This window comes from Amycolatopsis sp. NPDC114503 (assembly GCF_055633655.1).
In genome coordinates, this window is the sequence record NZ_JBVKDT010000028.1 from 1 (window position 1) to 12,505 (window position 12,505).

11 protein-coding genes are annotated in these 12,505 nt (G+C 69.7%); 5 read left to right on the plus strand and 6 right to left on the minus strand.

Features of this window, described 5'->3' with window-relative positions; translation table 11 throughout:
* Positions 1-34 precede the first annotated feature (34 nt).
* The 3 genes from ACZ7OI_RS49090 to ACZ7OI_RS49100 all read right to left on the minus strand — a co-directional run bounded on the left by ACZ7OI_RS49090 (position 35) and on the right by ACZ7OI_RS49100 (position 3,717).
* Entirely contained in the window at positions 35-1,093 is a 1,059-nt protein-coding gene (locus ACZ7OI_RS49090; protein ID WP_470270997.1) for a glucose-1-phosphate thymidylyltransferase, read from the minus strand.
* A 147-nt stretch (positions 1,094-1,240) separates the two neighbouring features.
* Positions 1,241-2,452: a ketosynthase chain-length factor gene (locus ACZ7OI_RS49095; RefSeq protein ID WP_470270998.1), complete on the minus strand. Its 1,212-nt coding sequence runs from the start codon at positions 2,450-2,452 to the stop codon at positions 1,241-1,243.
* Positions 2,449-3,717, minus strand: a complete 1,269-nt coding sequence (locus ACZ7OI_RS49100; protein WP_470270999.1) for a beta-ketoacyl-[acyl-carrier-protein] synthase family protein — start codon at positions 3,715-3,717, stop codon at positions 2,449-2,451. The genes ACZ7OI_RS49095 and ACZ7OI_RS49100 overlap by 4 nt, the downstream gene beginning before the upstream one ends.
* 157 nt (positions 3,718-3,874) lie before the next feature.
* On the opposite strand from ACZ7OI_RS49100, the gene ACZ7OI_RS49105 reads away from it, so the two are divergent.
* Positions 3,875-5,458 carry an FAD-dependent oxidoreductase gene (locus tag ACZ7OI_RS49105; protein ID WP_470271000.1) on the plus strand — a complete coding sequence of 528 codons (1,584 nt, stop codon included), beginning with the start codon at positions 3,875-3,877 and terminating at the stop codon, positions 5,456-5,458.
* Positions 5,455-5,910 carry a nuclear transport factor 2 family protein gene (locus ACZ7OI_RS49110; protein WP_470271001.1) on the plus strand — a complete coding sequence of 152 codons (456 nt, stop codon included), beginning with the start codon at positions 5,455-5,457 and terminating at the stop codon, positions 5,908-5,910. The genes ACZ7OI_RS49105 and ACZ7OI_RS49110 overlap by 4 nt, the downstream gene beginning before the upstream one ends.
* Positions 5,911-5,976: 66 nt before the next feature.
* On the opposite strand, the gene ACZ7OI_RS49115 is transcribed toward ACZ7OI_RS49110, so the two are convergent.
* Genes ACZ7OI_RS49115 through ACZ7OI_RS49125 form a run of 3 tightly spaced genes read right to left on the minus strand, consistent with a single transcriptional unit; the run spans position 5,977 to position 9,218 of the window.
* Positions 5,977-7,134 carry an acyltransferase family protein gene (locus tag ACZ7OI_RS49115; RefSeq protein WP_470271002.1) on the minus strand — a complete coding sequence of 386 codons (1,158 nt, stop codon included), beginning with the start codon at positions 7,132-7,134 and terminating at the stop codon, positions 5,977-5,979.
* On the minus strand, positions 7,131-8,396 hold the full coding sequence (locus ACZ7OI_RS49120; protein ID WP_470271003.1) for a nucleotide disphospho-sugar-binding domain-containing protein: 1,266 nt from the start codon (positions 8,394-8,396) through the stop codon (positions 7,131-7,133). The genes ACZ7OI_RS49115 and ACZ7OI_RS49120 overlap by 4 nt, the downstream gene beginning before the upstream one ends.
* Before the next feature lie 33 nt (positions 8,397-8,429).
* Positions 8,430-9,218, minus strand: a complete 789-nt coding sequence (locus tag ACZ7OI_RS49125) for an SDR family NAD(P)-dependent oxidoreductase (protein ID WP_470271004.1) — start codon at positions 9,216-9,218, stop codon at positions 8,430-8,432.
* Positions 9,219-9,388: 170 nt separating this feature from the next.
* Between ACZ7OI_RS49125 and ACZ7OI_RS49130 the strand changes: the two genes are divergently transcribed.
* From ACZ7OI_RS49130 to ACZ7OI_RS49140, 3 genes are all read left to right on the plus strand, one after another.
* Entirely contained in the window at positions 9,389-9,895 is a 507-nt protein-coding gene (locus ACZ7OI_RS49130) for a PH domain-containing protein (RefSeq protein WP_470271005.1), read from the plus strand.
* Positions 9,892-11,391, plus strand: a complete 1,500-nt coding sequence (locus ACZ7OI_RS49135; RefSeq protein WP_470271006.1) for a PH domain-containing protein — start codon at positions 9,892-9,894, stop codon at positions 11,389-11,391. Before ACZ7OI_RS49130 ends, ACZ7OI_RS49135 begins: the two co-directional genes overlap by 4 nt.
* Before the next feature lie 371 nt (positions 11,392-11,762).
* Complete coding sequence (locus tag ACZ7OI_RS49140; protein WP_470271007.1) at positions 11,763-12,497, plus strand: AfsR/SARP family transcriptional regulator; 735 nt, start codon at positions 11,763-11,765, stop codon at positions 12,495-12,497.
* The last annotated feature ends 8 nt before the right edge of the window (positions 12,498-12,505 follow it).

The window sequence follows — 12,505 nt, forward strand, 5'->3', positions numbered from 1 at the left end:
CGTTACGGGCGCGCCTATCGTCGCTGTCATTTCGTCAGCCTCCAATTTCCACGGTCGCGCCGTCGCCGACCAGCACCGCGTGCCGGTCGCGCTTGCCCAGCAGCTGGGCCCCGCGGCCGAGCACCGACCCGCGGACCCCGCGGGCGTCCCGGACCTGCGCCGCCTCCAGCAGGACCGAATCGCCAAGGTCGCTGTTGGCCACCAGGCAGTCCGCGCCGACCGCGGTGTACGGCCCGACGGCGCTGTCTCGCACCACGGCGCCCTTCGCGATCACCACCGGCCCGACGATCCGGGACCGGATCACCGTCGCGGAGTCCTCGACGACCACGTTTCCCAGGAGTTCGCTGGCCTCGTCGACCGAACCGGCGACCGCGCCGGGCGTCTCGTCGAGCACCGCGCGATTGCAGTCCAGAAAGGCTTCCGGGTTGCCGATGTCCTGCCAGTAACCGGTGAAGTCGAGGGCACGGACCCCGCGGTTCTCGGTGAGCAGCCACTGGATCGCGTCGGTGATCTCCAGCTCTCCCCTGGCGCTGGGCCGGATGGCGGCGACCGCGTCGTGCACGTCCGGGGTGAAGACGTAGACGCCCATCACCGCGAGGTCGCTGCGCGGGTTCTCCGGCTTCTCGGTCAGCTGGACGACTCGCCCGTCCGCGTCGCGCTCGACCACGCCGAACTGGCGGGGGTCGGGCACCTTGGTCACCAGGATCTCCGCGGCGGGCCGGTGCTGCCGGAAGTCCTCGACGACGTCCTCGACCCCGCCGAGGAGCATGTTGTCGCCGAGGTACATCAAAAAGTCGTCGTCACCGAGGAAATCGCGGGCGATGCGCACGCAATGCCCCAGCCCGAGCGGGACGGGCTGGTGGATGTAGGTGATGCGGACACCGTGGCCGGCGCCGTCGCCGAGGGCGGCGACGATCTGATCGGCGTTGGTGCCGACGATCATCCCGATCTCGGTGATCCCGGCCTTGCGGCAGTTCTCCAGGCAGTATTCGAGGATCGGCCGGTTCGCGACCGGGATGAGCTGCTTGGGCAGCGAGTACGTGAACGGGCGCAGCCGCGTGCCTGCGCCTCCAGCGAGCACGAGAGCTTTCATCGACGCTCCAACCCATGGGGATTACCGTGTCTTGCCATCGATGCTGGTCGGGCGCGGTCCAGGGCATCTCAAGCCCGGCTAGCAGTGCCCGCCCCGCCGCCTCGAGCGAAACTTGAGCGCGCTCGGGCCAACGCCTTCGGGACCTGTTCAGGCGGCCTTGACCACCATGGCGGAGTTGAATCCGCCGTGCCCGCGGGCGAGCACCAGCGCGGTCCGCACCGGGGCCGGCCGCGCGGACGCGACCAGATCCAGCGAGATCCCCGGCGCCAAGCCGCCCGCCGTGCGCGTCGGCGGGATGACCTGGTCCCGGATCGACAGCAACGCGGTGGCCACGTCCAGCGCCCCGCCGCCGGCGCCGAGCCTGCCGGTCATCGTCTTCGGCGCGGTGACCGGGACACCGCGAGCCCCGAACACCCCGGTGATCGCGTCCGCCTCCGCCTGGTCCTGTTCGCGCACCCCGGAAGCGTCGGCGAAAACCACGTCGACCTCGCTCGCCGTGACCCCCGAATCGTCCAGCGCGAGTTCGATGGCCCGGCGCAACGCGGGTGGCCTTCCCCGGCCAGGAGCCGGGTCGAAGGTGTTGGCGAAACCCGCGATCTCGCCGTAGCGCCGGGCACCGCGTGCCCGCCCCGCTTCGCCGTCCTCGACAACGAGGATGGCCCCGCCCTCTCCCGCGACGAACCCGCTGGCATCCGCGTGAAACGGCAGGTACGCGCCGTCCGGGTCGTCCACTTCGGACATCTCGCCCCGGGTCAGCTGGTTCGCCCAGCCCCACGGGCAGAGCGAGCCGTCCACCCCGCCGCTCAGCACGCACTGGGCGCCCGACCGGATGGTGCGGCGAGCCTGGGCCAGCGCGTCAAGGCCGCCGGCGTCGTCGCTGACCAGCACGCTGGACGAGCCGCGCATCCCCTGCTGGATCGCGATCTGCCCGGTGTTGACCGCGTAGAACCAGGCGAAGGACTGGTACGCGCTGACGTGCCGGGAACCCTTGCTCCACAAGTTCTCCAGCTCGCGCTGGCCGAATTCGAAGCCGCCGGCGGTGTTCGCGGTGACCACGCCGCGGCGCAGCGGCGGCACGGAGTCCAAGTCGAGCGCGGCGTCGTCGATGGCCCATCCGGCCGCGACCAGGGACAGCTGGGTCGTCCGGTCGGTTTGCGGCAGCAGCCTGCCGGGCAGGTGCGCGCGCGGGTCGAAGCCCGCGATCTCGCCTCCGAGCCGGGCCGGATAGCGCGCGGGGTCGAATCGGCTGATCCGGCGGATCCCGTTGTGTCCCTTGAGGACGGCCGACCAGTACTCCTCGATTCCGGTGCCGTTGGGTGCCAGCACACCGATGCCGGTGATCAGGGCCGCAGGTTTCACGCCGTCACCCCGGGCGAGGTGAGCACCATGGCCGACTGGAACCCGCCGAAGCCGCTGCCGACCGACAGGACCGTCTTCAGCCGCTGATCCCGCGCCGTGACCGGCACGTAGTCGAGGTCGCATTCGGGGTCCCGCTCGGTGAGGTTGGCCGTCGGCGGCACGACGCCGTGCTCGATCGCCAGCGCGCAGGCGGCGATCTCGATGGAGCCGATGGCGCCGAGCGAGTGGCCGATCATCGACTTGATCGAGCTGATCGGGGTGGCGTAGGCGTGCTCGCCCAGCGCCTTCTTGAACGCCGCCGTCTCGTGCCGGTCGTTCTGCCTGGTTCCCGAGCCGTGCGCGTTCACGTAGTCCACATCGGACGGATCGCGGCGAGCGGCGGCGAGCGCGGCGGTGATCGCCGCCGCCAGCTCCGCGCCGTCCGGCCGGAGCCCGGTCATGTGATAGGCGTTGCCGCGATTGGCGAATCCGGCGATCTCCGCGTAGATGTGCGCATTGCGCGCGCGGGCGCTGTCCGCGCGCTCCAGCACCATCACCGCGGCACCCTCGGCAAGCACGAAACCGTTGCGGGTGCGGTCGAACGGACGCGACGCCGTCGCCGGGTCGTCATTGCGCGGCGAAGTCGCTTTGATGGCGTCGAAGCACGCCACGGTGATCGGCGTGATCGGTGCCTCGGTGGCACCGCTGATCACCACGTCCACCGCGCCTTCGGCGAGCAACTCGCAGGCGTGCGCGAGCGCGTCGATCCCCGACGTGCATCCGGTGGACACGACCGCCACCGGCCCCTCGGCGCCGACGTCGCGCGCCACCTCCACCGCGATCGAACTGGGCACGTAGTTGCCGTACATGTACCGGCTCAGGTAGGTGTCGTCCACCTCCCAGAGCGATCCGCCGTTGCTCGCCACCGCGTACTCGCGGTCCAGGCTGATGCTCGCGCCGGTGGCGGTGCCCAGCACGACCCCGATCCGCCCGGGGTCCAGCTCCGCCGGGTCGAGCCCGCTGTCCGCGAGCGCTTCGCGCTCCGTCACCAGCGCGAACTGCGCGACCCGGTCCAGCCGGCGGGCCTGCTGAAAGTCCAGGCCCTGTGCCAGCGGGTCGAAATCGCATTCCGCCGCGATGCGCGAGCGGAACTGCGCGCTGTCGAAGGAGGAGATCTCCCTGATCGCCGTGCGCCCGGCGGTGAGCAGCTCCCAGAACGCCTTTGTCCCGTCGCCGCCCGCGGCCTGCACCCCGATACCCGTGATCGCAATTCGTTCAGGAGTCACCGTTCACCGCCACATCGCCTTTTGCTAGCCGAGTCCACTTGGAGAAGTTCGCAATCCGGCTTCAAGACAGGCTCGACAGCACCTCGAGCAGGCTCTCTCGAAGCGGGCTCGAAGGAAGTGCCACACGGTGGTGCCGACGACGATCAACGGAGGGGAAATGGCGGACAAGACGGGAATTCTCGTGGTGGGAGCGGGCCCGGTCGGCCTGACCGCGGCACTCGAGCTGGCCCGCCGGGACATCCCCGTCCGGCTGGTCGACGCGGCCGACGGACCGGCGACGACCAGCCGCGCCCTGGCCACGCACGCGCGCACGCTGGAGGTCTACGACCAGCTCGGCGTCCTGGACGCAGTACTGGCCCGAGGGCAGAAGGTCGAGCATTTCACGCTGCACCAAGGCGGTCGGCGGCTGATCCGGTTCGACACCGACTACTCCGCCCTGCCCACCCGCTTCGGGTTCACGATGATGGTGGACCAGACCAGCACCGAGGAGGTGCTGCGGGAGGCGCTGGCCCGGCACGGCGTCGACGTCGAATGGGGCGTCCGGCTGGAGACCTTCGCCCAGGACGCCGACGGAGTCGTGGCGACGCTGGCCTCCGCGGACGGGACGCGCACCTCCGTCGCGGCCGACTGGATGGTCGGTTGCGACGGCGCGCACAGCACGATCCGCAAACAGCTCGGCGTCCCGCTGATCGGCGACTCGTCGCAGACCTGGCTGATCGCGGACGCGATCGTCCGCACGAGCCTGGCCCGCGACAGCATCCATTGGCTCAACACCGGCGACGGCACCGTCATGCTGGTTCCCTTTCCCGCACCGGGGAAATGGCGTCTTCTGGACACTGTGGACATTCAGCACGACGCCGACCCGGACCTCGTCGGCGCACGGTTCGCCGGGAAGATCTCCGCGGCCGTCGGGGAGCGGGTCACCGTCGAACCCCCGACCTGGGTATCGGTCTTCACCATCCAGCAGCGCATGGTCGAGTCCCTGTGGCACGGCCGTTGCCTGCTCGCCGGCGACGCCGGGCACGTGCACAGCCCGGCCTCGGGACAGGGCATGAACACCGGCATCCAGGACGCGGTGAACCTCGGCTGGAAGCTGGCGATGGTCTACCGCGGACAAGCAGGCGAAGAGTTGTTGCACAGCTACGACAAGGAACGGGTGCCGATCGGCCGGAAGCTGCTCGGCTCGACCCGCACGGCTACCGGGCTGGTGGCGCTGCGCAACTCGCTGATGACGGCGTTCCTCCCGGCCGGACTGGCGGTGCTGCGGGCGGCGCGCCCGGTGAAACACCGGATCGAACGCAAGATCATGGCCGGGATGTCCGCACTGGACCTCACCTACGACGACAGCCCGCTGACCCAGCCGGCCGCGCAGGCCGCGGTACGGCCCGGCGCGCGTTTGTCCAGAGTGGACGCCGAGGGCGCCAGGAGCGCCGGCTGGTCGGAACTCTTGCGCGAAATGCGCAACCCGCAGTGGTTGCTGGTGCTCGGCTCGGAGGACGCCGAACTGCGTGCGGTGTGCCCGGACGTCGACTGGCTGAGGGTACGGACCATCGCGGGCGATCTGCCCGACGACGGGCTGCGCTCCGGTCTCGGCCTCGACCTCGCCGACTGGCTGCTCGCCCGGCCCGACGGCTACGTCGCCGCGCGCGGCCGCGGTGCCGGTCCGTTGCACGCGCGATTGTCGTCCCTGGGAAAGGGATCGCTCAAGGAAGATGTTGTGACCGGAGAGGAAGTGGCATGACCACGTTCGACATCGAGACCGGCCCCGCCCGGTTGCGCCAGGGCATTGAGCAGTTCTACGCCTGGCAGATGCAATTGCTGGACGACGGCGAAGTGGAGCGGTACGCCCGGACGTTCGCTGAGGACGGCACCTTCACCGCGAACGCACACCCCGAGCCGTTCACCGGGCGGGAGGCCATCGAAGCGGCGGCACGCGCGGCCACCGAAGCGATGAAACGGCGGGGTGTGATCCGACGGCATTGGTTCGGCATGACCTCAGTGGAAACCTCGGATTCGGACGGCCCCGAGGTCGCGCGCACGCGCAGCTACGCCGTCGTTTTCGAAACTTCTCGCGGAGAGACGTCGCAGTTGCTGATGAGCACGGTTTTCGAGGATGTCCTGGTGCGTAACGAGAACTCCACCCACGGCTGGCTGGTCCGCCACCGCAGCGTCACCCGCGACGACTTGATCTGACGAAACATCGCGAATGTCGCCTCCGGCCATTTCGGGCCGGAGGCGACATTCGCGAGTCCTATTCCCTTACGCGGACTGCACTGGGGGCTCCGGCTGAAGCTCAGCCGGCGCGACAACCTTCCGCGACTTCTTCGAAACGCTGAGCCGGCGCATGACCGGACGCTCGACGAAGTGGTACAGGGCGGCCGAAAGCCCCAGGGAGACCGCGAAAAGCCCGATGACAACGAGCGTGGCGACGGCGAAGTTGTACGACCCGCCGCCCAGCGCCAGATGTCCGTAGTGCAGCACCAGCCAGTGCACCAGATAGAACGCGAAGCTCACCTCGCCGAGCCAGACGAATCGCGGTGAAGCGATCCGCGTCGGCGCGCCCGAGGCGTCCGCCCGGGCCATTGACCCGATGAGCAGCGCCAGCGGGACGACCATCGTGGCGGCGACACCGAAGATGGCGCCCGTCCAGAACGAAGCCGCGTAGACCACGACGGCGAACAGGGCCGCCCAGCGCGGCGCGATCGCCGGGAACCGGCCGCTCAGCACCAGCCGGGCCACCACGATGCCGAGCACGAACTCCAGCATCCGCACCGGCGGCAGGAAGTACACCAGGTAGAACTGGAGCGCGGACACCGTGGTGCCGTTGACGACGAACGCCGGCTGCGCCGGAAGCAGAGACGCGACGAACGGCATGACGATGACCGCCAGCGCGACCCCGCCCGCCCACCACTTCAAGCGGGACTCGCGGATTTTGCCGACTCGCTTGAAAAGCAGCGGAAAAAGCAGGTAGAAGAACGCCTCGCAGGACAACGACCACGACGGCGCGTTGGGGCTCGCGCCCGTCGGCAGCCAGGAATGCAGCAGGAGCAGGCTGGGAACCGGCCCGCCGAGGTTGGCCGCCTGCGCGAAAACCGCGGCCAGCATCAGCCCGGCGAACCAGGTGACCAGGTGGTTCGGGTAGATCTTGAAGAACCGTCTGCGCCAGAACGCGGCCTTGCATTCGCCGGGGCGGGCGGCCCAGGCGAGCACGAAACCGCTGAGGATGAAGAAGAACTCCACCCCGGTCGAGCCGGCGTGCCCGAACACCCGGGTGAGCACCGTCCCGACGGCGCGGTCGCCGTAGAAATGCTCCAGCAGCGCCACATGGCTCAAGAACACCAGCAACGCGGCGATCCACCTGGCACCGGTCAGAGACGGCAGCTGGGCCGGCTTTCGGGTTTCTGTCGCGGTCGTCATGATTCGTCTCCTCGATTGTGCTGAGCTGCGATCAGTTCCAGCTCCGGGACCAGCCGCAGGGGCGAGGGCCTGCGTTCGTTCTCGTCAGCCAGCCGGCGCGCCGCCTCCCGGTGCTCCCGCCCGGTCAGCAGCCGCTCCAGCGCGTCCTTGATCTGCGCGGGCGTGCCGTCGACCCCCGGCACGGTCAGGAGCGCGCCTGCCCTGGCGAACCGGGCGGCCATCTCGACCTGGTCGTTGGCCATCGGCAGCACCAGTTGCGGCACGCCCGCCGCGGACGCCGTCATCAGCGAGTTGATCGCTCCGGAGTTGACCAGGACGTCGCAGTGGGAAAGCGCCATCTGCAACGGATAGCGGTAGAGCACGCGGGCGCCTGCCGGCAGTTCGCCGAGCAGCGACAGCGACTCCGGGCCGGGGGCGAGGACGACCAGCTCCGCACCGGTCGAGGCGATCGCCGTCACGGCGTGCCGCAGGATCGGCACCCGGTCGCCGTAAACCTCGGTGACCAGCCCGCTCCAGATCAGGCACACGCGGGGACGGCCGGCGGCGGACAGAACCGACTCGGGCGCCTCGCCGACCCCGTTGTAGGGCACGTATCTCGCCCGAAGCCGGGTCGCCGTGCCGAACGGGACCGGCACGGCGTCCGGGGTCGGATCCACGACGTGGGCGATCTGGGACCGGTCCCAGGCGCGGACGCCGTGTCGTTCGCAAGCTCCGCTCGGGTCGTCGAACGAGACATCGCCGTCCGCCTCGTCCGAACCGTCGACGGTGCCGAAACCGCCCGGCGTGAGGTACACCGACGGGACGTCCACCACGCGGGCGGCGATCGCCCCCTCGGTCGCCATCGGGTCGTAGAGCACGAGATCGGGCCGCCAGGCTCGAGCGAAATCCACCGCGGCGTCGCAGTTGTGGCCGATCACGCGCACGCATTCGTCCCAGAACCGCCGCCCGTCCGTTTCGTGGTCGAACTCGTGCGGGCCGCTCATCGGCCGCCGGGTCACCGGGTGCAACGGGCGCAGCTCGTCAGGCCCGTCGAACCGCCCGGTCGCGGCCCACTGCGCGACCCGGGCGACGCGTTCGCTCTGCATCGCCGGGAACGCTTCGAGCACTGGCACCGGCACCAGTCCGGCGGCCCCGACCGAGCCCGCCTCCGCGGGCGTGCAGGCCACCCGGACCTGGTGTCCGGCGGCCTGCAGGGCCCAGCCGAGCGGAACCTGGCTGAAATAGAAGCCCTTCCAGCTGGTGATGGTGAACAAGATCCGCATAGCACCCGTTCCGTAATCGTCCACAGTGGAGGGTCACATGATCAAGCTGCCGCCGGTGACCGGCACGAACGCGCCGGTGACGTAGCCGAACTCGTCGCTGGCGAGCATGGCCGCGGCACGGGCGACCTCCTCCGGCTCCGCGACCCGGCCCAGCGGGATCTGCGCGATGTGCGCGCGAACGTCCGCGGCGACCGACTCGTCGGCGAGGGCCCGTTCGAGCCCGTCGCTGCGCACGGCGCCCGGGACCACCCCGTTGACGCGAACGCCGCTCGGTCCGAGTTCGATGGCCAGATGCTTCAGCACCGTCTCCACCGCGACCTTGGGCAGCGCGTGCCCGAGGCCCTTCGGCGCGGTGCGGTGCGCGAAGGCGTCGGAAACGTACACGACCGACCCCCGCTTGCGCTCCACCATTCCCGGCAGTGCCGCGTACAGCGGCGCGAGCGAGGCCCGGAAATGCGCGACAAGATTGTCGGTGAATTGGTCGAGAGAATGCTTCAGCACCGGACCGCGCAGCACGTCGGCGAATCCGGTCGCACTCAGCACCATGATTTCCGGTTCGCCGAGCGTGCCGGTCACCTTGGCCACCATCGCTTCGCACTGCGCGGCGTCGCGCACATCCGCCTTCACCGCGACGGCAAGGCCGCCGCGCTCTTCGATGTCGCGCACGACGGTGCGCGCCGATTCGAACGAGCTGTGGTAAACGACCGCGACCGACGCGCCGCGACCAGCCAGCTCTTGTGCAATAGTGGCCCCGAGGCCGCGGCCCGCCCCGGTGACTACGGCGATTTTGGACTCTAGTCCGCTCAGTGTCGCGTCTGACATGGTCACGGACGCTAACTTCGGCCCTTCGAGCCGTGTTAGAGCAGCGGCCTCGACTGGCTCCCCACCGGTCTTGCACGGATTTTCGACCCGGCCGTGACCGAATTGCCGAGAAATCCCGAGTCGTTCTCCCGCCGAGTTCAATCAATTGCGTTCTGCGTTAAGGTGTCACAATGTCTACGCCCCTGTCGCCATCCGAGTTCGGGCTGAGAAAGCCGGAACACCAAGTAGACCGCAGGGCGATCACGTGGTGGTCGCTGCGCGCCGGCGCCGGTTGCGCCGCGACAATCGCCGCGGCCTTGATCGCCGCCCTCGCCGCGGGCGGACCGCTGTGGGCTCTGCTCGCCGTCGCGGTGATCGTCGTCGCGGCCGCGGCCTACGTGCTGACGATGCCCCGGTGGCGGTACCGGGTGCACCGCTGGTCGGCCACGGACACCGCGATCTACACCCTGACCGGATGGTTCCACCAGGAATGGCGGATCGTCCCGATGACGCGCATCCAGACGATCGACGCCCAGCGCGGCCCGCTGGAGCGCTGGCTCAAACTCGCCACCGTGACCGTGACGACCGCCTCGGCCGCCGGACCGGTCCGCATCGCCGGTCTGGACAGCGCGGAGGCGAGCAGGCTCGTCGGCGAACTGACCGCGAAAGCGCACAACAGCCCCACGGACGCGACATGACGACCGCCGAGGACGCCCGATGGCGGCGGCTGAATCCCTGGATGATCGTCGTCCGGCCGATCCACGAACTCGCCGGGCTGCTGCCCGTCCTGATCGCGGTCGTGGTGCTCGGCCGCGGCGAGACCAGCCGGATCTACTGGTCGCTGGCCGCCGTCGCGGTGATCATGCTGCGCGGACTGGTGGTCTGGTGGCGCACCGAGTACCGGGTCACCGCCGAGCAGGTGGAACTGCGCACCGGCATGCTCACCCTGCGCGAGATTTCCGTTGCGCGGCCACGGATCCGCACCGTGGAGTCCACCGCGAAAATCGGTCACCGGCTCTTCGGCCTCGCCGACGTCCACATCGGAACCGGCACGTCCACGCAGCGCCGCCGCTCCGCCCCGCCGCTGCGCCTGGACGCGGTGACCGTGGCCGAAGCGGAGCGGCTGCGGGCCGCCCTGCTCGCCTCGTCCCCGGCCGGCGAGGAGCCGGCGGCTCCGGCGCAGCCGGTCGAACTGGCCCGGCTCGATCCGGCCTGGCTGCGGTACGCGCCGCTGACCCTGACCGGCCTGACCGCCATCGCCGTGGTCTTCGGCGTCGGCGCGCGAGTGGTCAACGAGCTGAGCCTGACCGCCGACGCTCTCGGCCCGGTCCGCGCGGTCCGGGACTGGGCGGAACGCACCCCGCTGCTCACGGTGATCCTCGCCGCCGCGGGCGTGTTCGTCGTCGTGGCGAGCCTGACGTCCCTGCTGGGCTACATCGTGCAGTTCTGGCACTACCGGGTCACGCGGGAACCGGACCAGTCGGTGCGCATCCGGCGCGGCCTCTTCACTTCCCGGTCGTTGACCATCGACGCGGCGCGGCTGCACGGAGCCTCGGTCCACGAACAGCCTCTGCTGCGCGCCGCGCGCGGAGCCAGGTCTTCGGTGATCGCGACCGGGGTGCACCACGAGCGGAACAAGAGCACCAGCGGAATGCTGTCCCCGCCCGCTCCTCGCGCCGAGGTGCACCGGGTGATCAAGGAAGTGCTCGGCCTGCCGTCGTCGCCCGCCGCCGCCCGGCTGACCCCGCACCCGCCCGTCGCCCTGCGCCGCAGGCTGAGCCGGGCACTGTCGGCCACCCTCGTGCCCGCCGCGGCCCTCGCCGCCGGAACCGCGTTCGGCTTGCCCGATTGGCCGTGGATCGTCGCGCTCGCCGCCGCGGCGGTGGCCGCTCTGCTCGCGGTCGATCGGTATCGGGCGCTCGGCCACGCCCTCGTCGACGGGTATCTGGTGACCCGGTCCGGTTCGTTGCGCCGGAGCACGTCCGCGTTGCACACTCCGGCCATCGTCGGCTGGGCGATCAAGCAGTCGTTCTTCCAGCGCCGGGCCGGAGTAGCCACGCTCGTGGCCACCACCGCGGCCGGCCATGGCGCGTACGCGGTTCTCGACCTGCCGCTGGCCGAGGCCGTCGCGCTGGCCGGAGCCGTGGCTCCTGAATTGGTCGAACCTCTGCGAGCGATCGGGCGCCCTCAGTAGCCGCGTACCGCCGTCCGGCGGCACGGAATCCTCCGCGCGGACGCCTCGGTCCCGCGTCGCCTCCGTCCTTGGATACACCCGGTATAGATCTTTCGATACACGTCCGTTGATTCTCGTTCCGAAACCAGCAACTATCAGCCTGTTGTTGAAAGCGTGCAGTATGGGGCGTTAGTCCCGGACAGCGCCAGCTGGCCGACAGGAACCGTCGCGAACGTCCTGTCCGGGCAGGGGTGTCCGGGAAGCAACGCCCAAGGCCGTCCGAGGGGACGCCTTTGTGCCGGAAGCGACGCAGTCGAATCGCGGAGAATACCGCGTATTTACCTGGGGGAATACGGATGATCTCATCTATTCGATTCAGCATATTGGGGCCCATGCAAGTTTTTGTCGATCATCGGGAATGCACCCCGACCGCGCCCAAGGTCCGGCAGACCTTGGCGCTGCTCGCGTTGCAGAGCCGGGGAATCGTCTCGACCGCTTCGCTCATCAACGAATTGTGGGGCGAGCAGCCCCCGCGCAGCGCGATGACGACCGCACAGACCTACATTTACCAGTTGCGCAAGATCCTCGACCGCGGCAGCGAACCCGGGACCGCGCGCGACTCGATCCGCACCCAGCCGCCGGGGTACAGCCTGCGGCTGGAGAACGACCAGCTCGACGCCACTGTTTTCGAGAATCTCTGCGAGGAGGGCAGAGTGCTTCTGGAGCGAAGACAACCTGAGCAGGCGTCGAGCAAGCTCCAAGCGGCGCTGGCGCTCTGGCGCGGCCCTTGCCTGGCCAACGTCGAAGTCGGCAGCGTTCTGCGCGCGCACACCGTGCACCTCGACGAGGCCCGGACCCACGCGCTCGAATTGCGCATCAGGGCCGACATGGAGCTGGGCAGGCAGCATCATTTGATTCCGGAATTGCGTTCGCTGGTATCCGCGCACCCGCTGAACGAATGGTTTCACAGCCAGCTGATGTCCGCCCTCAACCACGCGGGCCGGCGCGGCGACGCGCTGCGGGTGTATCACACGCTGCGCAGCACCCTGGACCGGGAACTGGGCCTGGAACCGTCGATGCCGCTGAAGACGCTGCAGCGCCAACTGCTGATCGGAGGCCATGCGTGACCGATGCC